This is a genomic window from Microcoleus sp. PH2017_28_MFU_U_A, from assembly GCF_020738035.1.
Classification (GTDB): Bacteria; Cyanobacteriota; Cyanobacteriia; order Cyanobacteriales; family Microcoleaceae; genus Microcoleus.
The window spans coordinates 1-26,450 of the sequence record NZ_JAEQCX010000028.1 but is presented as its reverse complement, the minus strand read 5'-3'; the positions used below and the strand labels follow the sequence as shown (position 1 = coordinate 26,450).

At 45.1% G+C, this 26,450-nt stretch carries 24 protein-coding genes and 2 pseudogenes; 19 read left to right on the top strand and 7 right to left on the bottom strand.

What is annotated here, in order from left to right; all coding sequences use genetic code 11:
* Positions 1-21: 21 nt before the first annotated feature.
* From JGK14_RS03990 to JGK14_RS03970, 5 genes are all read left to right on the top strand, one after another.
* The gene (locus tag JGK14_RS03990) at positions 22-816 is read left to right on the top strand and encodes a cation diffusion facilitator family transporter (RefSeq protein ID WP_293323986.1); all 795 of its coding nucleotides are present in this window, start codon (positions 22-24) and stop codon (positions 814-816) included.
* 144 nt (positions 817-960) lie between these two features.
* A complete protein-coding gene (locus tag JGK14_RS03985) occupies positions 961-1,185 on the top strand; it encodes a DUF2281 domain-containing protein (protein WP_293178750.1) in 225 nt (74 codons plus the stop codon).
* Positions 1,185-1,589: a type II toxin-antitoxin system VapC family toxin gene (locus JGK14_RS03980; RefSeq protein WP_293178748.1), complete on the top strand. Its 405-nt coding sequence runs from the start codon at positions 1,185-1,187 to the stop codon at positions 1,587-1,589. The genes JGK14_RS03985 and JGK14_RS03980 overlap by 1 nt, the downstream gene beginning before the upstream one ends.
* A gap of 316 nt (positions 1,590-1,905) precedes the next feature.
* Complete coding sequence (locus tag JGK14_RS03975) at positions 1,906-2,130, top strand: hypothetical protein (protein WP_293178746.1); 225 nt, start codon at positions 1,906-1,908, stop codon at positions 2,128-2,130.
* Positions 2,127-4,949, top strand: coding sequence for a CHAT domain-containing protein (locus JGK14_RS03970; protein WP_325314786.1), 2,823 nt, complete (start codon positions 2,127-2,129; stop codon positions 4,947-4,949). The genes JGK14_RS03975 and JGK14_RS03970 overlap by 4 nt, the downstream gene beginning before the upstream one ends.
* On the opposite strand, the gene JGK14_RS03965 is transcribed toward JGK14_RS03970, so the two are convergent.
* The 3 genes from JGK14_RS03965 to JGK14_RS03955 all read right to left on the bottom strand — a co-directional run bounded on the left by JGK14_RS03965 (position 4,946) and on the right by JGK14_RS03955 (position 7,540).
* The gene (locus JGK14_RS03965) at positions 4,946-5,326 is read right to left on the bottom strand and encodes a hypothetical protein (protein WP_293178742.1); all 381 of its coding nucleotides are present in this window, start codon (positions 5,324-5,326) and stop codon (positions 4,946-4,948) included. The two genes, JGK14_RS03970 and JGK14_RS03965, sit on opposite strands and share 4 nt — an antisense overlap.
* A gap of 188 nt (positions 5,327-5,514) precedes the next feature.
* Positions 5,515-6,468: a glycosyltransferase family 2 protein gene (locus JGK14_RS03960; protein ID WP_293189972.1), complete on the bottom strand. Its 954-nt coding sequence runs from the start codon at positions 6,466-6,468 to the stop codon at positions 5,515-5,517.
* Positions 6,469-6,571: 103 nt separating this feature from the next.
* A complete protein-coding gene (locus JGK14_RS03955; RefSeq protein ID WP_293178833.1) occupies positions 6,572-7,540 on the bottom strand; it encodes a glycosyltransferase family 2 protein in 969 nt (322 codons plus the stop codon).
* 434 nt (positions 7,541-7,974) lie between these two features.
* Between JGK14_RS03955 and cobU the strand changes: the two genes are divergently transcribed.
* From cobU to JGK14_RS03910, 9 genes and pseudogenes are all read left to right on the top strand, one after another.
* Positions 7,975-8,523, top strand: coding sequence for a bifunctional adenosylcobinamide kinase/adenosylcobinamide-phosphate guanylyltransferase (gene cobU, locus JGK14_RS03950; protein ID WP_293178740.1), 549 nt, complete (start codon positions 7,975-7,977; stop codon positions 8,521-8,523).
* A gap of 278 nt (positions 8,524-8,801) precedes the next feature.
* On the top strand, positions 8,802-9,224 hold the full coding sequence (locus JGK14_RS03945; protein WP_293196174.1) for a hypothetical protein: 423 nt from the start codon (positions 8,802-8,804) through the stop codon (positions 9,222-9,224).
* A gap of 266 nt (positions 9,225-9,490) precedes the next feature.
* Entirely contained in the window at positions 9,491-11,560 is a 2,070-nt protein-coding gene (locus JGK14_RS03940; RefSeq protein ID WP_293219643.1) for an ABC1 kinase family protein, read from the top strand.
* 667 nt (positions 11,561-12,227) lie between these two features.
* Positions 12,228-12,500 carry a hypothetical protein gene (locus JGK14_RS03935; protein ID WP_293178736.1) on the top strand — a complete coding sequence of 91 codons (273 nt, stop codon included), beginning with the start codon at positions 12,228-12,230 and terminating at the stop codon, positions 12,498-12,500.
* A gap of 11 nt (positions 12,501-12,511) precedes the next feature.
* A complete protein-coding gene (locus tag JGK14_RS03930; RefSeq protein ID WP_325314785.1) occupies positions 12,512-12,862 on the top strand; it encodes a clan AA aspartic protease in 351 nt (116 codons plus the stop codon).
* A gap of 152 nt (positions 12,863-13,014) precedes the next feature.
* Positions 13,015-13,251: a DUF2281 domain-containing protein gene (locus JGK14_RS03925; RefSeq protein WP_293276751.1), complete on the top strand. Its 237-nt coding sequence runs from the start codon at positions 13,015-13,017 to the stop codon at positions 13,249-13,251.
* An 8-nt stretch (positions 13,252-13,259) separates the two neighbouring features.
* Complete coding sequence (locus JGK14_RS03920) at positions 13,260-13,499, top strand: type II toxin-antitoxin system VapC family toxin (protein ID WP_325314784.1); 240 nt, start codon at positions 13,260-13,262, stop codon at positions 13,497-13,499.
* A 400-nt stretch (positions 13,500-13,899) separates the two neighbouring features.
* Positions 13,900-14,130: pseudogene (locus JGK14_RS03915) on the top strand (PIN domain-containing protein); the annotation flags it as partial.
* A gap of 325 nt (positions 14,131-14,455) precedes the next feature.
* Positions 14,456-15,580 carry a hypothetical protein gene (locus JGK14_RS03910; protein WP_293207375.1) on the top strand — a complete coding sequence of 375 codons (1,125 nt, stop codon included), beginning with the start codon at positions 14,456-14,458 and terminating at the stop codon, positions 15,578-15,580.
* A 92-nt stretch (positions 15,581-15,672) separates the two neighbouring features.
* Here JGK14_RS03910 and JGK14_RS03905 read toward each other — a convergent pair whose 3' ends face one another.
* Together JGK14_RS03905 and JGK14_RS33965 are read right to left on the bottom strand one after the other, a co-directional pair.
* The gene (locus JGK14_RS03905; RefSeq protein WP_325314783.1) at positions 15,673-18,252 is read right to left on the bottom strand and encodes a hypothetical protein; all 2,580 of its coding nucleotides are present in this window, start codon (positions 18,250-18,252) and stop codon (positions 15,673-15,675) included.
* A gap of 45 nt (positions 18,253-18,297) precedes the next feature.
* A pseudogene (locus JGK14_RS33965) lies at positions 18,298-18,600 on the bottom strand (calcium-binding protein); the annotation flags it as partial.
* A 23-nt stretch (positions 18,601-18,623) separates the two neighbouring features.
* On the opposite strand from JGK14_RS33965, the gene JGK14_RS03895 reads away from it, so the two are divergent.
* Positions 18,624-18,827, top strand: coding sequence for a hypothetical protein (locus tag JGK14_RS03895; RefSeq protein ID WP_293189984.1), 204 nt, complete (start codon positions 18,624-18,626; stop codon positions 18,825-18,827).
* A gap of 96 nt (positions 18,828-18,923) precedes the next feature.
* On the opposite strand, the gene JGK14_RS03890 is transcribed toward JGK14_RS03895, so the two are convergent.
* Together JGK14_RS03890 and JGK14_RS03885 are read right to left on the bottom strand one after the other, a co-directional pair.
* Positions 18,924-19,955 carry a ricin-type beta-trefoil lectin domain protein gene (locus tag JGK14_RS03890; protein ID WP_293189986.1) on the bottom strand — a complete coding sequence of 344 codons (1,032 nt, stop codon included), beginning with the start codon at positions 19,953-19,955 and terminating at the stop codon, positions 18,924-18,926.
* 31 nt (positions 19,956-19,986) lie between these two features.
* Positions 19,987-20,274, bottom strand: coding sequence for a hypothetical protein (locus JGK14_RS03885; protein WP_293202886.1), 288 nt, complete (start codon positions 20,272-20,274; stop codon positions 19,987-19,989).
* 993 nt (positions 20,275-21,267) lie between these two features.
* Between JGK14_RS03885 and JGK14_RS03880 the strand changes: the two genes are divergently transcribed.
* From JGK14_RS03880 to JGK14_RS03865, 4 genes are all read left to right on the top strand, one after another.
* On the top strand, positions 21,268-21,750 hold the full coding sequence (locus JGK14_RS03880; RefSeq protein ID WP_325314781.1) for a hypothetical protein: 483 nt from the start codon (positions 21,268-21,270) through the stop codon (positions 21,748-21,750).
* A gap of 326 nt (positions 21,751-22,076) precedes the next feature.
* Positions 22,077-23,198, top strand: a complete 1,122-nt coding sequence (locus tag JGK14_RS03875; RefSeq protein ID WP_325314780.1) for a DUF1822 family protein — start codon at positions 22,077-22,079, stop codon at positions 23,196-23,198.
* Positions 23,199-23,229: 31 nt separating this feature from the next.
* Entirely contained in the window at positions 23,230-25,110 is a 1,881-nt protein-coding gene (locus JGK14_RS03870) for a CHAT domain-containing protein (protein WP_325314779.1), read from the top strand.
* Positions 25,107-26,303, top strand: coding sequence for a hypothetical protein (locus JGK14_RS03865; protein WP_325314778.1), 1,197 nt, complete (start codon positions 25,107-25,109; stop codon positions 26,301-26,303). The genes JGK14_RS03870 and JGK14_RS03865 overlap by 4 nt, the downstream gene beginning before the upstream one ends.
* The last annotated feature ends 147 nt before the right edge of the window (positions 26,304-26,450 follow it).

The window sequence follows — 26,450 nt, the reverse complement described above, 5'->3', positions numbered from 1 at the left end:
TTTAGCTGTAAGGATTGCTGCATGATATTTCCAGTTGGGGACAATTTTAACTCTGAAAACACCAAGAATCTCGCACAATGCGACAATCCCAATCCCAGAATTGCCAAAGTGCGACTTTTACAAACAGCTTTGGTACTGCTTAGTAGCTTTTTTGTAGCAGAGTTAATCGCCGCCATCAACTCTCACAGTTTATCCCTATTGGCAGATGCTGGTCATGTTTTGTCTGATGTAGCAGCTTTAGCGATCACATTAACTGCGACTTGGTATTCGTCACTAAAAAGCAGTAAATCGGTGGATTGTGCGATCGCGCGATCGGCAATTCCTGCACGGGGAGAAATCATAGCAGCCTTAGTTAATAGTATCAGTTTAGTAGCGATCGCGCTTTGGATTGCAGCAGAGTCGATCGCCCGTTTGCAGTCCCCAACCCCGGAAGTAGAAGGACTCCCGATGTTAATTACCGCAATTGTCGGTTTAAGCATCAACTCAATCAACGCTTGCTGCTTGCATTCCTGCTGTCACGGCGACTTGAACCTCAAAAGCGCCTTTTTGCACGCCGTTGCCGATATTTTTTCGTCGGTTGGAGTAATTTTAGCTGCGATCGCCGTGGCGTGGCTGCACTGGAATTGGGCTGACGGATTAATTAGCTTGCTAGTATCGGTATCAATCATTTTACTAACCCTACCATTGCTAATTGAAAGCATCCAGTTGCTGCTAGGAAATGTATCAGCAATATCCGCAATTCAAGAACCTTGCGATTGCGAAAAAGTGAGCGCCGAAAAATTGCTGTTTCCATCTCTCGAAGAACTAATTAAATGATGTCTCCTCATCTGCGTTCATCAGCGTACATCCGCCACCATCTGCGGTTAATATCCAAAGTATAAAAGATAGGTATATAATGAAAATAGAACAGAGCAAAATCAAAGTTATGTCAACTACACCAAAAACGGAGGAAAAAAGACAATGGATTTAGAGCAAGCAGTTTTAGATAAATTGCGGGAATTACCCCCGAATCACCAGCAAGAAGTTTTAGACTTTGCTGAATTTCTTCATCAAAAAAACATTCTCAAGCGACCTCTGAAAAGCGTCAAAGGAATGTGGGCTCATTTAGATATGGATATCACCGAAGAAGATATTGCCCAAGCTAGAAAAGAAATGTGGGGAAATTTTCCGAGAGGCGATATTTAATGACAGCCGTTGTCGCCGACACTCATACAATTATCTGGTATTTGCGGGAGAATGCTCGATTATCGCAAGCAGCAATGACTGCTTTGGATACAGCATTAGCAGGAGGGAATTCGATTTATGTGTCCGCAATTTCTGTGGTAGAATTAGGTTATTTAGTGGAAAGGTATCGATTGCCCGAAGAGGCATTTGAGCAGTTAATCAATGCCTTATTCGATCGGGGGACTGGGTTAGCCATCGCCCCTTTGGATTTAATCACAGCACAAACTCTGCGTCAGATTCCCCGCGATGTGGTACCAGATATGCCAGACAGGATTATTGCCGCCACTGCTTTATCTTTAAGTCTTCCGTTAGTCACCCGCGACGCAAAAATTCAAGCGTTAACCACTATTCAGACAATTTGGTGAGTATGGGTGGAATTGACAGTGCAATCTAAGAAACCGGGTTTTTTCCGAAATCTTTCATACATCCTGTAGGGGCGGGTTCGCCAACCATAATCGCCTGAAACAAACAATTTCAAAAACCCGCCCCCACCCAACCAACAATCATCATGTACATTTTTGCGATGCGATGCAAATTTCAGGTTGATGTGGGTTATCGGTGGTGTGGGGGCGGGTTTATATAGATGGTTGGTAATTGTTATGTATTGTTGGTGAACCCGCCCTACAAAATATCGTAAAATCATGATAAAATAAACATCGGTGTTATTGACAACTCCCCACAATGGACGAAACCCGCGCCCAAGCCTATCTGCAACTAATTCAAACACTCCTGACTTGCCCCAACGGTGAGAAACAGCAAATTTTACAGGCTAACTTAGAATTGGTAGATTCGGGGTTTCTGCAATTTTGCGAGGTAGTAGCAGAAAACTGGGCAGAGGAAGGACAGGAAAATCAGGCTAATTATTTACGAAATCTTGCCAGTCAGCTAGGGGAATTATTGGGATGAATGATGAGGGAGATAGCGATAACTCTGAAGGTGAAAATTCACCAGAGTATGCAAACTTTATCCTAGACTTATTGCAAGCAGAAGAAGAGAGCAACAGCGATATTAAAGTAATTTACCCCATGCTGGCCGGGCGGCAACATCTCCTCAATGACCGTTTTGCCGAGATTTTACAGCAAGTGGCCCGGAATTTAATTGCCGAACATCCCGAAGCAATTGAATCTATTCTCGGCCTCATTGGAAACTTGAGTAATCATATTAGTAACTTTGCGCTGGGAAAAAGAGCGAATAATCTTGAAATTGCCATTACTGGTTATCAAATACTTTTAAATAATTGGGAACCGGGAAGCGAAAATTGGGCAACGACGCAAAATAATCTGGCACTTGCCTACACTTACAGAATCAGGGGAGAGAAATCAGAGAATATCGAAAGTGCGATCGCATATTTCACTGCTGCATTAACTATCCGCACCCCCGATGCCTTTCCCGAAGATTGGGCGGCGACGCAAAATAATCTGGCAATTGCCTACAGTGACAGAATCAGGGGAGAGAAAGCAGAGAATATCGAACTGGCGATCGCATCTTTCACTGCTGCATTATCCGTCTACACCCGCGATGCCTTTCCCGAAGATTGGGCAAGGACGCAAAATAATCTGGCAATTGCCTACAGTAACAGAATCAGGGGAGAGAAAGCAGAGAATATCGAACTGGCGATCGCATCTTTCACTGCTGCATTAACCGTCTACACCCGCGATGCCTTTCCCGAAAAATGGGCTATGACGCAAAATAATCTGGCAGTAGCCTACACTTACAGAATCAGGGGAGAGAAAGCTCAGAATATCGAACTGGCGATCACATCTTACAACAAGGCATTAGAAGTACGCACCCGCGATGCCTTTCCCCAAAATTGGGCAACGACGCAAAATAATCTGGCGGCTGCCTACTGTAACAGAATCAGGGGAGAGAAAGCAGAGAATATCGAACTGGCGATCGCACTTTATCACAAGGCTTTAACTATTAGCACTCGCGAGGCTTTCCCACAAGAACATACAGAGACTTTATCTAATTTAGGTAATTTTTACCGAAGTAACCAGCAATGGCAACTCGCTTATGATACCTATGCCGCAGCGATTGAAACAGTAGAATTTTTACGGGGCGAGATTCAATCTGGCGATGAAAGCAAACAGAAATTAGCCGAAGAATGGAATCAACTTTATCTGGGCATGGTGGAAGTTTGCATAGAACTCGAACACTACACCGAAGCGATCGAATACGTCGAACGCAGCAAAGCCCGCAACCTTGTAGAACTCTTTGCCAACCGTGACATCAAACCTAAAGGCAATATCCCAGAAACTGTTCTAAACGAATTGTCGCGCCTCAGTCGAGAAATTGAGGCCCAAAAGCGCCGACTGGAAATCGAACAAATAAACCGTAACAGCAAAGGTGGCATGATATCAGAAACCCGGCTTCTTGAAGAAACCCAGTTTCTGGGCAAGCGCACTCATATCAATCAATTACAGCAACAACTCGATGAATTGATTACCCACGATATCAAACCCATCGATCCTAACTTCAGCCTCACCCAAAAAGTTGAACCGATTCCCTACAGCGATATTCAAGCCCTCACAGCAGAAAATACTGCTATCCTTCAGTGGTACATCCTGGGCGACAAATTCCTCACATTCATCATCACCTCTCAATCACCAACTCCTATAGTCTGGCAATCTTCAACAGAAGACTTTGAAGCCTTAATAAATTGGGATAACGAGTATCGGAAAGACTACAAAGAGATAAAACCCCAATGGAAGCAAAAACTAGCCTCCCGCCTCCAAAACCTAGCTGAGATTTTGCATCTTGATCAGATTTTAAAGAGTATTCCGAAACCGTGCGATCGACTGATTTTAATTCCCCATCGCTTCCTGCATCTTTTCCCCCTTCATGCGTTGCCAATCTCCCACGAAAGGGATTTTGAAAGCGGATACACCGATGAAATCGATTCTTCTATCACTGTATCCCTATCTAAATCAGAATCGTGCCTTCTCGACTTATTCCCTGGTGGAGTCAGCTATGCCCCCAGTTGCCAACTACTGCAACAGGCGAAACAGCGACAACGCCCTAATTTCTCTCACCTATTTGCTATTGCCAATCCTACCAAAGACCGCTACTTACTTGAACTGCAAGCCGCTAACATCCGTCACAAATTCAAATCTAATGATTTCTTGGCAAAAGATGATGCTAATAAGAACGCAATTATAAACGCGAAACTCAGCTTTGCCAACTGCGCCCATTTCGGTTGTCACGGCGAATTTGAGCCTGACTCGCCTTTGGAATCATCCCTGGTATTCGCAAATAAAGAACGTTTGACACTCTTGGAAATCTTGAATCTTGACCTAAATCAATGTCATCTTGTCACTCTCTCCGCCTGCGAAACTGGATTGACAGAATCCAAAACCAGCGATGAATATATCGGCTTACCTTTCGGATTTCTCTTAGCAGGTAGCCCTAGTATGGTCAGTACCCTTTGGAAAGTGGATGAACTCGCCAGCACTTTGTTACTGATTCGGTTCTATGAAAACCTAGAAACTCTATCAACGGTTACTGCTCTCAATGAGGCGCAGCAATGGCTGCGTAATTTGACCTCAGAAGGGCTAGAAGTCTTATTAGAAGACCTCAAACCCCAAATCGACCAAATATTTGAACAACTGCCTCTAAAGGAACGCACACGCTATGTTAATGCACCTCTGAAGGCTGCAAGTAACCGCAAGCCGTTTCCTTTTGTTGAACCTCATTACTGGGCTGGCTTCGCTGCGATCGGCGTTTAGCAATCCTGACAAAACTTGTCCAAATTTTTCGTGCTTATGTAAATAAGTACCAGTATTAATGGTACTCCTGCGTAAACGCCAGCAGTTATTAGCGAACCCAATACAACAGCAAAACCTTGACTCAATACGTCTTTAAAGGCTTGCGTACAAATATGAGGACGCAATTTATCTGCTGATTTTTCTAACCTGCTAGGTTCATTCGGGTCTTTTGCACCTAGATCGTTGTCTAATTCTCCTGACTCAATTGCTAAGGTTTCGGCTGCATATTCTAAATCGCCTTCACACTCTTGAAGTACATCAAGGGCTTTTAGAGCATCGGGATATTCTTGTAATTGGGAGCGATACTGTTCAATTTCTGATTGGGTAATGGTAGTCATTGGGATAATGGCGATCGATTAAATGAATAATTCTTATTTTGCCATAATTATCATACTTATTTTGTGCAGAAACCCGGCGGTTGAAATAGCATTGATACAAATGAAGAAATCCGGCGGTTAGAAACCGCGTCTACACAAACAATGTCCGCCTCCGCGGACTAATACAAAATTCGGCTGAAATATCCTGTTTATTTCTTAGTTTCAACCGCCGAATCACTAACTACCGGCGGCGACAAAGTAGGCTCAGATTCTGCCACATTCAACTGGCCGCCGCAAGAGCGCAACTCGTAAAGTTTTGCATTAATTTGATACTCATACTGACTCAATAACCTTGCATAAATATAGCCAGCTTTTCCATCCAAAAAGCCGAGCTGAATAAAGTAAAATAAAATAAATCTGAGGAGTGGTTTCAAAGGCAGCCGCACCCAAACTTTTTTGAGAAATCGCTTCCGCTGCACTGCATCTCCAAATAAGTGAGCGCCAATAGTGCCGCTGTCATCGCGCCCTTCAATAATATTGTAATAAACGCGGGCTTCCCAATTTGAATATCTGTTGTGCCGTTCTATCCAATGAAATAAATCGCGATAATCCTCGTGGATCATATCATGTTTTAAGTAGCCGACTTGACCTGCTAAAATGACGTGTTCGTGAACTTCGTTGTCACCTGTGTTGGGGACGGATTCAGTGCCGAGATTTTCGTAACGGCCTTTTTGATGCTTGAACAAACGCAAATTCCAGTCGGGATATCGGCCGCCGTAACGCAGCCATTGACCTAAAAAGAAGACTTTGCGGTTGAGGTAGTAGCCGTCAAAATTCGGATCGGCGATCGCCCGCGCGATTTCGTCCCAAAGTTCCGGGGGGATGCGCTCGTCGCAATCGACAATTAATACCCATTCGTTGCGAAAGGGCAGGTTGTCCAAAGACCAATTTTTCTTTTTCGGCCAGCGGTTGTCGAAGTAGAATTGTACTACTTTGGCACCGCTACTGATGGCAATTTCTACCGTGCGATCGCTGCTTTGGGAATCAACCATGAAAACTTCATCTGCCCTGGCAATGCTGGCCAGACACGCAGGTAGATTAAGTTCTTCGTCTTTTGCCGGAATGAGAACTGAAACCGGAATCTTTGATGAACTAGATGTCATAATCGAGTGCTTGAACCTGAATGCGGTCGAGTTATTGTGGATGAAGTGCGATCGGCCTTTTATAGCGCCGACGACTTTAACAGCGAGGGATATTGCCTATAGCCTAATGCCTGCTGGTCGATTTCGGTGGAAAGATCAGGCCCTGAAGGGCTGCACTTAAATAACCGATTTGACCCCAAGCAAAAACGAAATTTTCAAAGCGCAGCCCTGGATCTCTAATGTATTTAAAAGACTTGTATACACCCCTCAGTATTCTTTCACCGCCCCGTCCAAGCTGAGCAATACCTGCTCGATCGGACAATTGTTCCCGATAACACTCGCTGATGCCTTGCCACCAACCGCGATCGAGAAACCAAGCTTGCTTGAGCCTTTCTACAGCCACATTGTGCAGAACCAGGGCCTCGGGCAGATAAACCACTTGCCAGCCTAACTCTAATGCTAATTCTGTCGCGCGCAATTCTTCATTTGACAGCAACTTTGTGCCGACTCTACCGAGTTTGACATCGAAGCCACCAATTTGTTCGAGAAAAGCACGCCGGATCGAGTAGTTTACACCCCTGGGAGTCAAACCGGCAGCAGTTACGTACTGGCAAGTATCCCCTAAATCGTAAACTCCCAAGTTTTGGGCCAATCCGGGCGATAGCCATTTGGGTGCACAGACTCCACAAGGCCACAGCAAGTTAACTTTGCCGCCGGCTACGGCTAGTTTTTGATTGCTTTGATAGGCGGCGTGCAGCACCCTGAGCCAATTCGGCTCAGCAATAGCGTCGTCGTCGAGATAAGCTAATATTTCGCTGCGAGCTTCCTTGGCGCCGGTGTTCCGCGCTACTGACAGACCGATTTTGGGTTCCCAGACATACTTGAGGCGGCAGTCGGAGAGTCTTGCTTCTACCACCTCGCGAGTGCTTGTCGTGGTACTTTTGGGGCTGGCATAATCGTTAGAACCGTTATCCACTACTACTACTTCAAAGTTATCGGGAAAATCTTGTACCAGCAAGCTGTCGATCGCCCCAGCTAAATAGCTGGCGCGATTGTGAGTGCAAATTATGGCTGATATCTGAGGTTTGGGCATGGGGCATGGGGCATTGGGCATTGGGAAGAAGGCCCGCGCAGGGCATTGGGCATTGGGGATAGTCTCTATTTTTTGCTTCTTTTCTTCTCTCTGCAAATTGGTAAGGGCGTAACTCACTTGCTGGAAAACGGCTATGTTGGGAAATTTGATGTAGTTATTCTGATATTGTCCTATCAATGCTATTATCGCCTAAAAATCATTGGTAATCAAACAAATAACTAATAACCAGCAACCAATAACCAGCAACCAATAACCAGTAACCAGTAACCAATAACCAATAACCAGTAACCAGTAACCAATAACCAGTAACCAATAACCCTTCGACCCTTCGACTACGCTCAGGGAACCGCAAATAACCAATAACCCTTCGACCCTTCGACTACGCTCAGGGAACCGCAAATAACAAATAACCAATAACAAATAACCAATAACCAATGACTAAAATAATCTTAGTAACTGGGCCGGCTCGAAGTGGTAAAAGTGAATGGGCCGAAACTCTGGCTGCTGCTTCGGGAAAACAAGTAATCTATGTGGCTACTGGCATGGTTGATGAAACAGATTTGGAGTGGCTGCGCCGCCTCGAACAACACCGAAATCGCCGCCCGGTTCATTGGAAAACTCTAGAAGTGCCGATCGACTTACCGACATTTGTCCGCACTGGTAAACCATCGGATTGCTTGTTAATTGATTCCCTCGGAACTTGGACGGCGAATCTTTTAGAACAAGAAGCCACACTGTGGACTGCTGCACAGCAAGATTTGCTAGCGAGTTTGAAGTCAACTGCGGCCGATGCAATTTTTGTAGGAGAGGAAACAGGATGGGGTGTTGTGCCTGCTTATCCGGCGGGGCGGCTGTTTCGCGATCGCCTCGGCACACTCGTCCGTCAAATCGGGGCGATCGCCGATACTGTTTATCTCGCCACCGGAGGTTACGCCTTGAACCTGTCCGCTTTGGGTACGCCACTACCGCCCGCCAAGAATTAACAGACGGAAGCGCGATCGACTTTTAGAGCAAAAAGCTCGGTTTGCCCGCAGACAATTTTAACTAAAAATCAGCTATAATTATAATTAAGCTCGAAAACTCAAAAATCACATCAATCACTCCAAAAAAATACTCCATCGGGCAACCAGCACAACAATTTGACACCTAAAATAGTCGGCTTTTGAAAGAATGTCAAATATCAAATGTCTCTTGAGATAGAGATCAAATTTAAAGTTTAAAGTCTAAAATTACCAATGAATTGCAGGATTGAGTAAAAGCTATGGCATCAGAAAGTGAAGTCAGAAAATATATTGCTTACTGGTTTCAGTTAGGCAAAAAAGTATTTATTCGCAACGGTTCCGAAGCGCTGCTACCAAAATCGGTAATTGCGGGCGATCGCTACAGCAGGGAATTTGAAGAATGCTGGCAAAAAATCATCTCCTCCGACAGCGGAGACTCCTACCTGCAAGGCACCAACGAAACAATTGCCCAACTGCTGACACCAGCATGGGAAATCAGTCCCTGTGCGCGCTGCGCCATGCCCGTACCGTTGCGCGATGCTGGAATGCCGCCGGAGTTGTGTCCCTGTAACGACTTAGCCAACTGGCCCGATACCGAAATGCCCCGACCCCGATCGCCCGTCAGCACCAAATCGCAACTTTCAAGCATTCGCGATCGACTCCTCAGAACCGGCAGGGAGTGAAAATCGCGATAGGAGGGGAATCGGAGAGGGGGTGGCCAGAAATGGGGTTTTTCGCCAAAACAAGCGTTACAACCTTAGATACTCCACTAAAAAACCCGGTTTCTTTAGTCCTTTGCCAACTGACAACTGTCAACTGCCAACTGTCAACTGTCAACTGTCAACTGTCAACTGACTAACCAATTCGGTTTTCTCTATCTCACAATAGTGGCGAGAAGGCCACAAATTGTTACAATGTCTTTACAATGCTTCACACTAGGTCTGAGTTTATGGATGTCAAGACGGTATCGCCAGCCTCCCCGCCAACTTACTCAAATTCAGGGACTCACACTGCAATCGGCAATCTCAAAGAGGTAGAAACCATTCCCCTGCAAGCAGTACAAGTAGAAATAGAAAGTCCCGCAGCGACTCCCGAACCGCTCAAATCAGCCAAAGATATCGCTTATGAGTTGGCCGGAGAAGCTGTGCGCTACGATCCAGTTGCGATCGCAGCCCAATACAAAAATCGCCCCCTGCAAGTCTGGAAAAGGCTGTTGAGCGTTGTTTGGACATTTTTTAGCTTCGCCTTCAGTTTGTGGTTTGACGGCAAAACAGGCCGCGTCGCCAAGAACCAAAAACGTCGCGCCGCCCGACTCAGAGACATTCTCGCCCAACTCGGCCCAGCTTTCATCAAAATCGGACAAGCACTTTCAACTCGCCCCGACTTAGTACCGCCGGTATATTTAGAAGAACTAACCACGCTGCAAGACCAATTACCAGCGTTTCCCAACGAAGTAGCATATCAATTTATACAAGAAGAATTGGGCGCACACCCCAAGGATATTTACGCCGAAATCACCGCAGATCCGATCGCAGCAGCATCCCTCGGACAAGTCTATAAAGGCAAACTCAAAACCGGCGAAACCGTCGCCATCAAAGTGCAGCGACCTGGTTTAGCCGAAAACATCGGCTTAGATATTTACATCCTGCGGCGCGTCGCAGTTTGGGCGCAAAACAACTTCAAAATCATTCGCAGCGACCTCGCCGGAATTATGGACGAGTTGGGCGAGCGCATTTACGAAGAAATGGACTACACCCACGAAGGACACAATGCCGAACGCTTCGCCGAACTCTACGGGAATCTGAAGGATATTTACGTTCCCAAAATCTACTGGGAATATACCCGCCGCCGCGTCTTGACCATGGAGTGGATTACCGGCATCAAACTCACTAATTTAGAAGCCGTCAAGGCTCAAGGAATTGACGCTCCTTACTTAATTGAAGTGGGGGTGCAGTGTTCTCTCAGACAGCTTCTCGAACACGGTTTCTTTCACGCTGACCCGCATCCCGGCAATCTTTTGGCAACTCCTGATGGTCAATTAGCTTATCTCGATTTCGGGATGATGAGCGAAGTCAAACCTTATCAGCGGTACGGCTTGTTGGAAGCTGTGGTGCATTTGGTAAACCGCGACTTTGAAGGTTTGGCCAGAGATTACGTGAAGTTGGAGTTTTTAACGCCAGACACGGATTTGACGCCAATTATTCCGGCTTTGGCTGGGGTGTTTAACAATGCTTTGGGTGCTAGCGTTGCCGAACTCAATTTCAAAAGCATTACTGACGAACTTTCGGCGGTGATGTACGAGTATCCTTTCCGAGTTCCCGCTTACTATGCTTTGATTATTCGATCGCTCGTTACGCTAGAAGGGATTGCCATTAATGTCGATCCAGAATTCAAAGTGCTGAGTAAAGCTTATCCTTACGTAGCAAAACGGCTGTTGAGCGACCCTGCACCGGAATTGAGAGCATCCCTGCAAGATTTATTGTTCAAACAAGGCGAATTCCGCTGGAATCGCTTAGAAAACTTGCTGAACAATGCCCGCGAAAGCGACGATTACGATGTGAGCAAAATCCTCAACCAAGCGTTAGAGTATTTATTTTCTCAAAGAGGAGATTATATTCGCGATCGGATTGTTGCTGAATTGGTGAAAAGTCTCGACACACTTTCGAGCAATGCTGTTGCTAACGCCAAAGCAGTCGTCGGCGAATGGTTTGGAGTCAAAGCAAATCAACCTGTAGTTTCACAAACCGAACAAAAAAACCTCGAACACATCAAGCGGATTTGGGATATTTTGCAATCAACTCCGGGTTTTGACGGCATGAAAGTATTGCAACTACTGCCGCAATTATTAGTGAAACCAGAAGTGCAGAATATGGGCCAGCAAGTCGTCGGCGGTTTAGCTCAAAGAGCAGTTGCTAGATTAATTCGCGAGTTTTTACTTTCCGAGAAACCGGCAGCTATTCCTGAAAATGGCAGCTATCCTCATACTTCGCCTCAATTGTCTTTGCCGGCGGCGAAGTAGTTAGATCGGGAGTTGGGAACCGCAGATGTTAGCGGATGAATACGGATGAACGCAGATGAAATGATATCAATTCCGGCTGCACCGTCAGGTGATGTTGACTGTAGACTGTAGACTGTTAACTGTTGACGGTTTAAACAATACCGATGCAACCGGAAACGATATCAGCTCATAGTGCGATCGTAAAAAAAAGAAAGTCCAGGCGCAACAATCAGATAAAAAAAGGTACGTAGTTGCGCTTAAGCGCTGTTCTATCTATGAAAGTCCAGGCGCAACAATCAGATAAAAAAGGTACGTAGTTGCGCTTAAGATCTGTTCTATCTATGAAAGTCCAGGCGCAACAATCAGATAAAAAAGGTACGTAGTTGCGCTTAAGCGCTCTTATCTTATATACAAGAGTTCGGACAGTTTTAGTTTTGATATAGTGTCCGAAACCATTACTGGCTATGTAGTGGACTATTTTTTTAAGGTTTAAGTCGATCGCACTCGTTGCTTAAAATGCGTTAAAAATGGCAGGGCTTCCTCGCCATCGGCTTACAGGGCCGTTAAAAAACTGTCCGAACTATTTTTTTCAGAAAATAAACAAATTTATTGAATTAACTGCAACGATCGCCCTGCTTGTGCGTGCGCTATCATGGAAGGATTCACAGAAAAGCCTGGGAGTCAACCTATGCAAGCAATCCTTTTAAGCCGTGAAGAAGTTGCGAAACGTGCCAAGCAATTGTATGAAAGCACCATCCGCGAAAAGGTAGAAGTGGAAAAGAACATCGGCAAGATGGTAATCATCGACATTGAGACAGGTGATTATGAAGTCGATAAAACTGGATTGCAAGCCTCCCGTAACCTTAGCAAGAAGCACCCAAACGCTAGACTATTTGGTATTCGTATTGGATATAACGTTGCTGTCTCATTTGGTGGTGTCATGGAGCGTGTATACAAGTGATTTCAGGGATTGTGACAAATAGACACGCAACAGTAACGCTGACTTTCTTGCTATCGAATGGCTCAAGCATCCCTATTGAGTTTGTGATAGATACAGGCTTCACTGGGGAATTATGTCTTCCTCTAGAGGCTGTTTTATTGATGGGCTTGACCTTTAGACACGACATTCCCGCAAATTTGGCAGATAATAGTGAAGTCTTGCTACCAATTCACGAAGCGATCGTCCTTTGGGATGGTGAAGAGCGAGAAGTCCTTGTCATTGCGACAGGAAGGCGACCATTGGTTGGAACTGCCTTGCTGGATGAGCAAGAACTTGTTATTCAGTTTACAGAAGGTGGGTTGGTGACGATCGATGAATTGTAGTTGTTCTCAAGGTTGCAAGTACGCGCGATCGAAGCTATTAAAATTGCGTAAGTTTACAAGATCGTGTCACTTTTTATCACTGGCAGGGCGATCGAAGTAAGATTTCAAAGTTGTGTTAGGAGACGATAAAGCCCACCCACCCCCTAAAAGCCATGACAGCCACCGAAAGACTCTATCAACTGATCCAAACTTTCCCAGAAAGCCAAATCAACGAAGTCCTCCACTTCGCTGAATTTCTCCAGCAAAAACAACTCACCACTCCTCAACAAGCTATCCCCCCCGGCACTCTCACCGGACTTCGGGGCATTGCCAAACGGTCTGGAGCAGCCCCAAACGATGATGACTTGCAAACAGAATATACCGACTATCTCACCCAAAAATACCAGTAAGCCATCCCGTGAAAATTCTTATTGATACCAACATCGTCCTAGACCTAATCCTGGAACGGGAATCCTTTGTCGAGAGTGCGATCGCCCTTTTCGAGCAAATTGAACGGGGCAACTTGGAAGGCTATATCGCCGGAACCACCATCACCAATATTTTCTACATCATCCTTGACACTCCCCGACTTAAAAGTACGGGGATTCTTGGTTCGCAGACATACCTTAAAACTACCTATCCTTTCGGCAATATTTAAACCAAATACCCGTTCGATAGAACCAAGCATCAAGTCTAACTTAAATAGCCCCAGAGGGCGCATCTCCCCAAGCTTTCGGAGATTTCTCTCCTTGTTTCCGTGTGCCCCACGGTACGTTTAGTATTTAAGATTTTAGTTTTCTGGTCTGGGTTACGTTAGTTACCCTAGCTATGTTTATTCGTGGTTTTCGCCACCCACTAACCATTATTATTTTCCGACCAGTCGTTTGAGCAGGCGTGTCTCATGTGTATCGGCGGTTATGCTACCTGTAGTATTACTTTAATATAGCATAACAAGAACTGATTCCTGAAAACCTCGAAGCACAAATCTGGATAATTAAAACCGTCCTAAAAGGACGGGGCTTTAGACCCAGTTTTCTGGTAAAACCGAAGGTCGTGAAGTCGCCCTTGCTGCCATTCATCGACTACTAACTGGACTCCGATTTTGTGCTGTCGATCGCCAAACCGTCGAAACCGCTCTCAGCCTTGGCTTGAAAGACTTTGAAGATAGTATCCAACTTGCCTGCGCGACGATCGATCGACTTGATGCGATCGTCACGCGCGATCGGAAAGACTTCATTGGTAGCAACCTCCCCATTTACTCCCCCACAGAACTCTTAAACCAGCTCTAGCAGAAAAATATCTAAAAAAATTCCTAACTCCGAGCATAAGGATCGTCAACCTCAAATCTCAAATCGATCGAGGTAATTTACGTGAGTTTACAAGATCGTGTCACTTTTTCTTGCCGACAGGGCGATCGGGGTGGTTTATTTTTTGAGTTAAAGCAGACAACAAGCTGTTGAGAATGTTCGGAGTTTAAACCGCAGATATGCGAGATAAACCAACTAGGAATAGTCTTGTACCGCATCTGCGACACAATTATAAGTTAGGTAGCTTGATCATCTGGCTAGAGCAGTACGGTAAACTCACTTGTTGAGAGTAAAACATAATAGGTGAATGTTAGTGGCGCTTTTCAGTCGGCTCCTAAGTCTCAATACAGGTAGTATTCCGCTAGAAGATTTCTTCACTGAGTTGGTCGCTTACCTCTTCAGTACAGACAAGGAAATTCTCTATTCTTGGCTCAATAATTTAAACTTATTAGATACAAACATTTATTTGGATGCCTATGTTTCAACACAGAGGGAGTTTGAGCCTCTTGATGGTCATCGTTTAGCTAGCCGCCCAGATATCTTAATTGAGCTAGTAGATACTAAAAGTCGTAGCATCATCTTTGTCGAAAGTAAGATTGGCTCTCAGGAAGGCTACGAGCAGCTTTCAAGGTATGCCGAGATTTTGCATGGAATTTCCGGGTTCCAGCACAAATTTCTTTTGTACATTACTCGTGATTTCGATCCAAAAGATCAAAAATATATTTTCAAGAATATTTCTCAATCTACCGTTCAGTTCAGGCAATTGAGATGGCATCAGTTCTATCGATTTTTGAAATCTCAGGCAGATACGATGCTTGTTCAAGAAATTATGACATTTATGGGTGAGTATCGCATGGCACATAACAATCAGTTCTCTTCTATTGACGTGATTGCGTTAGCAAATTTCACAAAATCACTAAAACTTATGGAAGAGACAATGTGGGAAGAAGTCAGTCAGCGCTTTAAGAAAGTTCTGGGAGCAATTGGGCAAAGGTCTACAGCTCTTACCCAGATGCAAAGGCATGGGCGATATTTAATGACTGCCGAAATGTCAAGTGGAAGATGGTGGTGTGGTCTAGGCTTTATTCTAAAGACATCACATTTAACTGATTACCCAATAGTACGTCTCGTACTTGAAGTAAATCCTAATTCACCGCGTCGAGCAGAAATTATTGAAGCGATGAAAGATATTTGCGAACAGTACGGTTGGAAGGGTTATAACTTAGATAGCTCAAAAGACTGGGCAGGAATAGTTCGAGACAAAAGTTTACAGGACTTTCTTTCTGAAGAAGACCATGTGGTAGCTATCAAAAGATTTTTCCTGCACGCACTAGATGAGTTAGAAATGATCAAAGATCGGTATTCAAAACTTCCTTGGGTAGCAATTCAAGGCAATGAAGAAAGCTCTGATGATACGTTGCCAGCTACCTAACAAATCGCTTGGAGCGGACTGCATGCAAAAAACCCGGTTTCTTCAAGAAACCGGGTTTTTCTCTATTCGATCGCCCTCAACTAAACCTACAATTACTTCACGGTAGAAGTGCCAGTCAAACTGCTATTCCCTAGTAGATTGATTGGACTTGCAGCCGGAGTAATTAATAGGCTGTTGTCCTTACCAGCAGTATTCGCAGTTGGAATAATCGAACTACTAGCAATCGTGCCAGTCAAAGGCAGAATTGGCTGAGTTTGAGCGCTGGTGAGAGAAGTCAACAAGCTCTTTGTGTCGTAGACGAGGATGTCATCGTCGGTTTCGCTAAAGGTCTTCATGGTTGGGATTGAACCGCCATTTAACAAGATGTCATTCGTGGTAGTTTTCGCAGACGTTGCTGTTGCAGTAGCTGAATTAGTACCTGTTGTCAATGGTTGCAGACTTGCTGGTGCAGTAGTCGTGGCAGTTGACAGAGTAATTGGTGCGGTAGTTGTACCGGTTGGCAGAGTAATTGGTGCAGTAGTCGTGCTTTTTGGCTGACTAATTGGTGCAGCAGTCGTGCTTAATAAGCCAGTGCTAGAACTCGTATTGACCGCACTCATAACATTGTCGCTATCCAGTGTTTCGCCTGTCAAAATATCCACAGGTGAGGGAGTATTGAAAGCTGCGGGAAGCGCGCCGCCGGGAGTGATGGAGACAAAGCGAGAACTGTCAACTGTTTTGGCTTGAGTATCTTTCAACCAAGCTAAATGTTCGCCGGTGCCTGCGATGCTGATCAAGGCATCGTTAGTGTAATTCTCGCCGCCTTGAACGATTTGCAATTGCTCAAAGGTGAGGTCTTGTGTGAGTCCGAGGTAATCGCGATCGCCCTGGAAGTAGAATATATGATCTAGTCCCGAACTTGGTGCTAGCACAAATATGTCGGAACTACTGCCTCCAATCAACGTATCTTGACCATTTGCGCCCTTGAGCACGTTGTTTCCTTCGCCGCCGTAGAGACTGTCATCGCCATCGTTACCGTTGAGGCTGTCGTTACCGCTGTTGCCGTTTAAGAAGTCGTTGCCATTACCGCCATCGAGGGTGTCATTGCTGCTGCCACCATCGAGACTGTCGTCGCCTTCGTTACCCAAGAGGTTGTCGCTGCCGGCTTCCCCGGTTAGCAAGTCGTTGCCGCAACCGCCGTCGAGGGTATCTTTTCCGGCACCTCCCAGCATGGTGTCGTTGTCGCATTCACCGAACATCAAGTCGTCGCCGTTGCCTCCGCCCATCATGTCGTTGCCACCACCACCTGTGAGGGTGTCGTCGCCGGAGTCGCCTGTCAGCGTGTCGTCGCCGGAGTCGCCGAAAACCATGTCGTTACTGGCGCCGCCGTCCATCATGTCGGTTTCGTCGCCACCGTAGAGAGTGTCTTCTCCGACTTCGCCTAATATCGTGTCTTGCCCTTGACTGCCAAATATCAAGTCGTTGCCGGCACCTCCGAACAGTTTGTCGTCGTCGATGCTGCCGTCAATTTTGTCGTTGCCGGCACCTCCTAATAATTGGTCGTTGCCCGTACCGCCGAACAGTTCGTCGTTGCCAGCGCCGCCATCGATGGTGTCGTAGCCGGAACCGCCGTCGATTTTGTCTTGGCCTGCTTCTCCAAAAATCAGGTCATCGTCTTCGTTGCCCCAAATGTTGTCGTTGCCAGCGCCGCCGTAAACCGAGTCATTGCCTGCTTGGGCCCAGATGTTATCGCTGCCGTCACCGCCGAGAATTGAGTCTGCGCCGGAACCGCCGTCGATGTTGTCGTCTCCAACTTGTCCGAGGAGGGTGTCGGCTGCGTCTCCGCCGTAGATTTGGTCGTTGCCACGGCCGCCGTCGATCAAATCTCGGTCTTCGCGGCCGTAGAGTTCGTCGTCGCCGTCGTTGCCCCACAGGGTGTCATTTCCGGTACCTGCATCGAGGAAGTCGTTGTCGTCGTTACCTTCTAGGCTGTCGTTGCCGGCTTGACCGAAAATGCGATCGTCCCCTTCACCACCAGCCAAAGTATCATTGTTAGCGCCACCGTCGATGTAGTCGTCGCCGCTGTTGCCGTCGGCGAAGTCGTTGCCGTCATTTCCGTAAATGCGATCGCGCCCTTCACCTCCAGTCATGCTATCGTCGTCTGCACCACCTTCTAAGTAGTCGTCTCCATTGTTACCGGAGAGGGTATCTTTGCCGATTTGACCGAAAAGTCGATCGGACCCATCGCCACCATCGAGGCTGTCATTGCCCGATTCACCCCACAGTTGGTCATCTCCGGTTTGTCCTAGCAGCGTATCGTCGTTATCGCCACCCCACAGTTGGTCATTATCGGCATTGCCTTCTAACAAATCATTGCCTTGGCGGCCGTATAATTTGTCACTGCCGTCGTTGCCGGAGAGAGTATCGTTTTCAGTACCGCCGTCAACGAAATCGTCGCCGCTGTTGCCAGCTAGAATATCGCGGCCGGCTTCTCCTAACAGGCTGTCGTTATCTTCGCCGCCGTCCAGGGTGTCGTCGCCGTTACCGCCGAACAGGGTATCAGTGCCCGATTCTCCCTGCAAGATGTCAGCGTCATCGCCTCCCCACAGGGTGTCGCTATCGTCGCCACCGAACAGGGTATCGAGGCCTGCTTGACCGTAAATGCGATCGCGCCCTTCGTTCCCCTGAAGCAAATCATTGCCGGAACCGCCATCAACAATGTCATCGCCGCGATTGCCGATAACCGTATCATCACCGACTTGTCCGAACAGACTGTCGTTATTATCACCACCATCCAGGATGTCGTTACCGTCGCCGCCTTCGAGGGTGTCATTTTCAGTACCGCCATTCAGAGTATCGTTGCCGAGTTCGCCAAAAAGTCGGTCTGTTCCTGAGTTGCCTTCGAGGATGTCATCGCCACCGAAGCCGTAGAGAGTATCGTTTTCGCCTTCGCCGTAGATGATATGTTTGTCTGCGCCACCGTAGATAAAATCATCGCCAGCGCCACCGTAGAGTAAGTCTTTTCCTGTTTCGCCGCGAATTCCGCTGGAACCGTTTAGAAAACTTGCTCAGCAATGCTCGCGATAGCGAAGACTACGATGTCAGCAAAATCCTGAACCAAGCATTGGAATATTTATTTTATGAAAGAGGAGATTTTATTCGCGATCGTAAGATTTTTCACTCTTGTAAGGACACAGCACTGCTCATTGGTGTCAACTTAAGAAATTGGTGGCGCGATCGCTCTCAATCAATTTTGGGTGTCAACTGATTAAGTTGACACCAATGGGCTCTTGGAGTGTCCCTAGGATTGAGGGATTACGAATTAATTTTAAATAAAGGGCGATCGCACTTTTTTCCCAATAAACTATGGTCTGGTTAAACCACGTTTAAAATAATCGTTACCACCAGGAAGATTAGGTAAATCTCCTACCCCTCGTAATTGGAATCCATATTGAGAAGTTAAAGGAACTGATGTTCCAACCCGGCATCCAGCAGTGTTTCTAGCCTCTAAATGAATATGCGAAAAACCACCATTATTAGAATTAGCAATGGAAGTTTTTCCTAAAACTTGACCTGCATTTACTCTTTGACCATTAGCAACTGTGCGATTGAAATGACCAATTAAGAGACTATGACTATTGTCAATTGAAAGACAAACTAAATCACTATTTACATAAGAAATAGTGCCAGATGCTGGAGCAAGAACATCATAGTTAGCCGATTTACTGAAACTTCTTCCATCACTAGGGTAGCAAGCTGTAGCACCAAAATCTTGATTGCTGACTGTTAAATCTAACGCATAGGAATTGGTGTGTGTAGGATTACCTTGATACCCTTGACAAACATACCAACTTTGACCTCGACCAAAAGGTAAATCAATGTTACCACTTACACTACTACCACTACTTTTCCAGCGCTGGTTCGCATTATTAGAATCGCACGTAATTAGATGAACCCTGCCAGTATTAGTACGAGTTGGAGAGTCAACACATAGATTAGTTCCATTGCGGCGGATTAAAAACTCTCCACTAGGAATATTCACTAAATTCCAGTTTTGATCGGGGTCGGAAGCGTTGCAATTCCACACATTAATTTCCGCATTATTGGAAAGATAATGAGCATTTAAGCACTTGCCTGTTGAACCGTGACGCAACAGTATACTATTGCTACTGCTACCCGACAAACGATCAAATTGTTGGTCAGGGTCGTTGATGTTATGTTGATAAAGAGACATCCGAGGATTACCGTCAATCAAGCGAAAAGACTTATTTGTATTCAGTGCATATCCGCCATTTACCTGAAAAGTTTCCGCTGCTTGAGCTGCTTGTGCCGTAAAAGCTATAGAAACACTAGCAATGGCGATCGCAGTAATTTTTTGAACTTTTTGGAAATTCATGATCTGACTCCTTTAATGATGAGTGATTTAATCAATTGCGGGCGGGAATATTCCAGCCCATTTTTCTAGCAGTATCAGAGCTAAAACAGGCAAGATCGCCACTTTTTTCCCGACAAACTTGGGTATTCAACCAATAAGGCTGACTCCATTTATCCCATTTAATGTTGGCAGTAGCATTGATTGTTTTTGGTCTAGTCTCTGAGTCTAAATCAACTGGGTCTCCACCTCCAGCTTGTGCTTGCTCACCTAAAAACAAAATAGCTAATTGCAGAGTCATTAGAATAGTCACTCGCCATAAAATATTTACTGGCGTTGACATTTTGTTCGAGGAATTGAATTTTCGCTTTATTAGGAATATAGGATCTAATTCAATGTGAGAAATAGCCATGATTGTTGTCTTCTAATAGATCCAAAGTGTGCTAAAAATTGACAAATAAACTCCGCCGACACGCCGTACATACGTATCACAATAAATGCAAACGTGGAAATAGACTAAGCCAACATTGGATGAACCCATTTCCCATATCGCTTGGGAATTTGGTTCGGATTGCGATCGGGAATTTACGGGCGATTCGACTTTTGAATAAATCTCAACAAGTGCGATGGCTACGCCCCGGCTTACGCCTACGCAGTTCGTAATTTCCCTTCTGTTTATTTATCAGGGTGAACTCAGTGGTTTTATGCAAAAATCTCAAGTTTTTTTTGAAAGTTTTGCGAAAACTGGGTGAAAGTACGGAACAACGGGTGTTTTGGGGGTTTGAGGTTTGACCTCGTTGCCTTTTTGTTGTTCCTGTTTACTTATCAGGGTGAGCTCGGTGGTTTTATGCAAAAATCTCAAGTTTTTTTTGTAAACTTTGGCAAACACTGGGTAAAAGTACGGAAGGATGGGTGTTTGCGGGGTTTTAGGGGCGATCGATTGAGGACTCACGCATGGGCCCAGAAACCGGGTTTTTTTGCGGAAACTTCGCCGTAGTCGAAAAATTCCCTAAAAACCCGGTTTCTTTGGTTAAAGTGCGTAAATCCTCTCGCGCCCAGGCCCAGAAACCGGGTTTCTCTGATATTTTTCGCCTCCCCACCGGATTTTACGCAGAAACCCGGTTTCTCAATTCTGACGCGCTAACCCCAAAAACCGGGTTTATTTGGTGAGAGTTCATAAGTTTCAACAAAAATTCACATTTAATTTCACAGCAAAACCTACCGCACCGCAAGACTTTCAACCATCCGCCCCAAAAAACTTTCACAATTTCGCATAAAACGATCGAACTCACCCTGATAAATAAGTGTAGGAACAAAGTTGCGGCCGCACTTCACTATGAACGATCAATCCCACCCCTCCGAGGGGGAAGACCACTCATCCGACGACTCCGATCCTGTTGGGGACTCAGGAAAATCTCGAAATTGCGATCGCAAACTTCTCTATCAAGAGTTAGACAGCCTTGTCACTCTAATTAGGGAGGAAGCCTCGAATTCTTGGAAGCTAAAACGTTTGTTGAATCAGCTTGTGACTAAAATGAAAAACTCGGGTCTGATCTGGAAAGACAAGGTACCTTACTATGAAGATGCTTTGCAAGAACAGTGGGAGTTTTTCTATAGCAATTTGTGCGAATCCCGCACCGGCACTCAGTACGATCGCGATCGGAGTAATGTCATAACTTGGTTCAATTATTATTTGAGGCGACGGCTGCAAAATTTGGCTGTCAAGGTAGATCGAGAAAATAGCAGGAGAGACGATCGAAAACTTGTTTTAGAAGACGGAACTGCGATCGATCGATCGAATAGAGACTTTACCTGCTGAGGATGACAGTCATACAGTCGAATGTATTCAATTGTTTGAACACGTCAAAAACTGGATCGAAACTAATCCTGATGGGATATTAAACGAGTATATTCGAGGGCGGAAAGATCTGACTTGTCAAGTTATATTGAGAAGCAGAGCATCTGGTAAAGATTTTACCACAATAGCAACGGAGTTTGGCTGTGCTTATCCTACAATATATAGCTTTTACCGAAAGAAATGTCGGCCTCATTTGCAACAATTTCGAGAAGACAGTGGCTATTAATCATACAAGGAGTTAAAATCGGGAAATGAAGAACAATACTACTACAACCCAATCATTGCCAATGCCAATTACCCAAAAGGCAATTCATCTAGCATGGCAATTTGCTTGCGAACACCAACACCCGCAAAAAGTTGAACAGATTTATCTCAACACTTTGGCTGTGTTGGTAGTTGCCGATTATTTAAAAATATTAGATATTGAAACTGATTTAACTCAATGCGATAGCTGGAATCCAGTAATTCGCCTGTTTGAAAATGTGGCAGATTTATATGTTAAAGGCTTGGGCAAAATTGAGTGTCGTCCAATTAGGGCTGAACACAAACAAGGAGAAAATGGCAATCAAAATTCCGCTATAAATTTACCTGAAATCTGCCGCTTTCCTACCGAAGCTAGGGAGGAACGTATTGGTTATATTGTAGTAGAAATTGATGAGGATGACAAGGAAGCAAGATTGCTGGGATTTGCTCCGACGGCGGATTCAGGTGAATTAGTATTGAGAGATTTACATCCTCTGGATGACTTCTTGCTTCACCTTGAAAGAATCTATGAATCTAAAGTCGATCTGCGTCAGTGGTTGGAGAATATATTTACATCGGATTGGGAATCTGTTGAATCGATATTCGATCCGCAGCCCGAGACTGAACCGACTGAGATTGAAAATCCGGTCAAATCTAATTTACGCAATTGGTTAAAGAATGTTGCAGAAACCAACTGGCAGAAATTTGAGGAAGGCAAACAAAATTTAGAAGAGCTCATTTTTCCTGATGAAAACCCAGCTTTTGTATTCCGAGGTGGTGGAAATTCCAGATCGCAAGATACTTCACGCGGACATCAAAGCAGTATCGATATGTTTCCCGAAGCTGATATCGTGCGGGCAAAGTTGATTGATTTGGGAATGCGTTTGGGTAGGACAACTGTTGCGTTGTTGGTGGGGATTGCCGAAGATAGCGATCGCGCTGTCAGAGTTCACGTTCAGTTGCATCCGGCGATCGGCGATCGTTACTTGCCAACCAATATTAAATTGTCCTTAATCTCTGATGTAGGAGAAAATTTACATGAAGTAAAATCAACTGTTCAGAATAAGTGCATTTTGCTCAACGATTTTTACGTAGACCCAGAAGAAAGCTTTACTATTCGAGTAGCTTTAGATGATTTTACCATAACAGAAAATTTTGTGGTATGATATTTTGATTAACTGCAATGACATCCAATTTATGAGCAGTACAGTCATCTTGGCTTTGGGATCGGGGGATTTTCAAAAAGGTTTTTCTTGCGTGACAGCGGAGTTTAAAAAACAAGGAGAAACTGTCGCTCAATATTTAGGAAGCTTGCTGCCAGCACCTGAGGTTGACGAGTTGCACAAAAGGTGGAAAGTTAGTTGTCGCGCCACCCAACATCACAGAAGCAGTTCTCGAATCAAAATCAAGCCTGCGGGCAAAACAAATATCTCTGAAGACAAGCCTAATATTATATATGAAGGTTTGAAAAAAGAGATGAACAAGTGGTTGAGTGCTGATGAGTTTTACAGAAAAATAGAGGTAAAACTCAGAACAGAAATTAGCAACCGAGACGAATTAGTTGAAATATTTTTAGAATGCAATAACTCTGAGATTTGGCAGTTGCCTTGGGATGTGTGGCAGTTTCGCGAAGACTACAATAACTGTGAAATTATCGGCAGTTCCCCTGAATACAAAAAAACTCCCCAAGAGGCAATGATAGGGGGAATACCTCTAGGTTCGCGAGGCAGAATTTTATGTGTTTTAGGCAACAGCCAGGGAATTGATGTCAGCAAAGATGCAACGGAAATCACAAAATATCTGGGCGATAGCTGCGACTTACAATTTCTTCAAGAACCAAATTCCCAAGAGTTACGCAACCAGTTATTTGATGACAAAGGCTGGCAAGTTTTATTTTATGCGGGGCACAGCGATAGCGATATCAATGGTGCCAACGGATTGCTATATATAAATCAAGAAGTTGCAGACAATACTGTCACCGTACAAGACTTTAAAGAAGGTCTCAAACGAGCTATTGTCAAAGGATTGGAATTACTAATTTTTAATTCTTGTTCGAGCATGGGTATAGCAGCAGATTTAGTCACAGAAGGTATTTCTTTGCCATCAGTGATTGTGATGCGGGCGCCTATACCGGATTTTATTGCTCAGGAATTTGTGAAGTCTTTGTTTAGATATTTAGCCCTCAAAGAACCTTTATTTTTAGCAGTACGAAAAGCTAAGAATGATTTACTGCGCTATGAAAATCAATTTCCTGGCGCGAGTGGCATACCAATGCTTTGCCAGCATCCAACTTTTGAGGGATTAAAATTATTAGAATTAAAGTGCGATCGCCCTTTCGCTGCACCGACAGATGATGTAGCCCCGGTGAAGCGAAGCTATCCCGTAGGGAATCGCCCAAACCACCCGCAATTTACGATTCCAACTAAATTTATGCAGCGTACCAGCATCAGTTTAGCTGGTTTGGCGATCGGCTATCCACTCATCGGCCCGCATCTGGCATCTGCGATCAACACATTTGGCATGAAAAACCACCGCAACAATCAATTTTTAATCGCGAAAGCTTCATACAATCTAGCTGCATCAATCAATCCTACTAACGGCGAGTCTTCCTATAACTTATCTTTGCTGTGCGATCAATTAAATGAAGACGAGTGTGCGCGAGAAGCAATGAAACAAGCAGTCTGGCGAGGACTTCCAGAAGCTTATGCTCAAATATCTCGATCGCTAATTATCAAAAACAAACCTGAATCCGCTTTAAAAGTAATCGGAATGTGTTTAGAACAAACTCAATTTGATGGAGTAAAATCAGCTTGTTTTAAGAATCGCGGCTGGGTGCGATTGAATCAAAAGCGATACGACGCAGCGGAAACCGACTTAAGAAAAGCAATATCTCTCAGCAATAAGACTCCAGAAGCTCAATGTCTTTTAGCGAAGGTACTGGAAGCTAAAGGGAAACCACAAGAAGCACTCACACATTGGCAAGAAACACTGAAATCTGCCAATCCCAGCATACCAGAACAAGATGAATGTATCCAAATGGCAAAGGAACGTTTACCAATAATAGGAAAAAGTCAATGAAAAAACAGACGACTGTTGTTATGGGTGCAAGCGCGATCGCATTTACGTTGATTGCGATCGATATTTTGCCTCATCTCCACTTCGGTATTGGCGCCAATTTATCCAAAATATCCGCCAACAACCTGATAATTTCCCCAGCAATTGCAGCAACGACAAGAATACCCAACGGACAAATCCTGAATATTAGCGGGGAAGTGCAGCTACAGCGTCAAGATGGCAGAAATGTTCGCCCCAGCGCGGGTACGCCAATTTATCCGGGCGACAAACTGCAAACTGCACAAAACGGACAAATTACGATTCAATGTGCAGATTCAGAAATTAAGTCAATTAAAGCGGGTGAAAATCAATTAAATAGCTGTTTATTGGCTAGCGAAAAGTCGAAGGATGACTGCAATAAAAATTTAATTCATTGTCCCGATCGCGGTGACGATCAAATTGTTTGGAACAATGCGCCAATTCCTTATATAATCAGTCCAAGGCGGACGAAATTGTTGGGAAATAAGCCAATTTTGCGCTGGAATCCGGTTGCGGGTGCGACTAGCTATAAGTTGAGCATTCTCGAAAATAAAGCGAAGTTAAATTGGGAAAAGACGGTTAACGGTACAGAGGCGGTGTATCCGGGGGAACCGGCGCTGAAACCGGGTGTTAAGTACAGGTTGATTGTGGAGGCGAATACGGGAGTTTCTTCGGAAAATCCTCTCGGGGAGGGGGATACGGAGTTTCGATTGCTGGATGAGAAGGAGGTTGAAGGGGTTAAGGAGGCTGTACGGGCGATCGAGCAACAAGTACCGAATGCAGCGAGTCAGAAATTGGCGATCGCACAGATATATCGTAGCGCCAACTTGATTGCCGAAGCAATAGAAATCCTAGAAAGCTTACCAGCAGCGGGAGTTGAGACACCGCCCATCTACCGCACGTTGGGAGAAATGTATCAAGGGCGATCGCAACTAATGCCGCAGGCTAAATTCTACTATTTAAAGGCGATTAGTAGAGCAAAACCGGACGATATCGAAGAGCTAACTGAGGCGCGTTACGGTTTGGGAGAAGTTTATTCATCTATGAGGGAGAATCTGGAAGCGATGCAGTATTTGAAGTTGGCAAAAGAGGGATATCAAACTTTGGGAGATGTGCAGATGGTAGAAAAAATAGGGAAGCAGTTGCAAGATGTGCAGAGGAGAGAACAAAGGAAATAGTAATGGATTTGGAGATGAATTATCGGTCAATTTGCAATGTCGCAATAACCCAAATTCGTAGGGGCGGGTTCGCCATTAATTCTGTCACCAACAAACAATCTCAAAAACCCGCCCCCACCCAACCAATAACCCCCGAAAACCTCCCTG

What these genes read in the sequence shown, in the direction of transcription:
- JGK14_RS03990 (WP_293323986.1), top strand. Translation starts at nt 22, where the DNA reads ATGATATTTCCAGTTGGGGACAATTTTAACTCTGAAAACACCAAGAAT.
- JGK14_RS03985 (WP_293178750.1), top strand. Translation starts at nt 961, where the DNA reads ATGGATTTAGAGCAAGCAGTTTTAGATAAATTGCGGGAATTACCCCCG.
- JGK14_RS03980 (WP_293178748.1), top strand. Translation starts at nt 1,185, where the DNA reads ATGACAGCCGTTGTCGCCGACACTCATACAATTATCTGGTATTTGCGG.
- JGK14_RS03975 (WP_293178746.1), top strand. Translation starts at nt 1,906, where the DNA reads ATGGACGAAACCCGCGCCCAAGCCTATCTGCAACTAATTCAAACACTC.
- JGK14_RS03970 (WP_325314786.1), top strand. Translation starts at nt 2,127, where the DNA reads ATGAATGATGAGGGAGATAGCGATAACTCTGAAGGTGAAAATTCACCA.
- JGK14_RS03965 (WP_293178742.1), bottom strand. Translation starts at nt 5,326, where the DNA reads ATGACTACCATTACCCAATCAGAAATTGAACAGTATCGCTCCCAATTA.
- JGK14_RS03960 (WP_293189972.1), bottom strand. Translation starts at nt 6,468, where the DNA reads ATGACATCTAGTTCATCAAAGATTCCGGTTTCAGTTCTCATTCCGGCA.
- JGK14_RS03955 (WP_293178833.1), bottom strand. Translation starts at nt 7,540, where the DNA reads ATGCCCAAACCTCAGATATCAGCCATAATTTGCACTCACAATCGCGCC.
- cobU (WP_293178740.1), top strand. Translation starts at nt 7,975, where the DNA reads ATGACTAAAATAATCTTAGTAACTGGGCCGGCTCGAAGTGGTAAAAGT.
- JGK14_RS03945 (WP_293196174.1), top strand. Translation starts at nt 8,802, where the DNA reads ATGGCATCAGAAAGTGAAGTCAGAAAATATATTGCTTACTGGTTTCAG.
- JGK14_RS03940 (WP_293219643.1), top strand. Translation starts at nt 9,491, where the DNA reads ATGGATGTCAAGACGGTATCGCCAGCCTCCCCGCCAACTTACTCAAAT.
- JGK14_RS03935 (WP_293178736.1), top strand. Translation starts at nt 12,228, where the DNA reads ATGCAAGCAATCCTTTTAAGCCGTGAAGAAGTTGCGAAACGTGCCAAG.
- JGK14_RS03925 (WP_293276751.1), top strand. Translation starts at nt 13,015, where the DNA reads ATGACAGCCACCGAAAGACTCTATCAACTGATCCAAACTTTCCCAGAA.
- JGK14_RS03910 (WP_293207375.1), top strand. Translation starts at nt 14,456, where the DNA reads ATGTTAGTGGCGCTTTTCAGTCGGCTCCTAAGTCTCAATACAGGTAGT.
- JGK14_RS03890 (WP_293189986.1), bottom strand. Translation starts at nt 19,955, where the DNA reads ATGAATTTCCAAAAAGTTCAAAAAATTACTGCGATCGCCATTGCTAGT.
- JGK14_RS03885 (WP_293202886.1), bottom strand. Translation starts at nt 20,274, where the DNA reads ATGTCAACGCCAGTAAATATTTTATGGCGAGTGACTATTCTAATGACT.
- JGK14_RS03880 (WP_325314781.1), top strand. Translation starts at nt 21,268, where the DNA reads ATGAACGATCAATCCCACCCCTCCGAGGGGGAAGACCACTCATCCGAC.
- JGK14_RS03875 (WP_325314780.1), top strand. Translation starts at nt 22,077, where the DNA reads ATGCCAATTACCCAAAAGGCAATTCATCTAGCATGGCAATTTGCTTGC.
- JGK14_RS03870 (WP_325314779.1), top strand. Translation starts at nt 23,230, where the DNA reads ATGAGCAGTACAGTCATCTTGGCTTTGGGATCGGGGGATTTTCAAAAA.
- JGK14_RS03865 (WP_325314778.1), top strand. Translation starts at nt 25,107, where the DNA reads ATGAAAAAACAGACGACTGTTGTTATGGGTGCAAGCGCGATCGCATTT.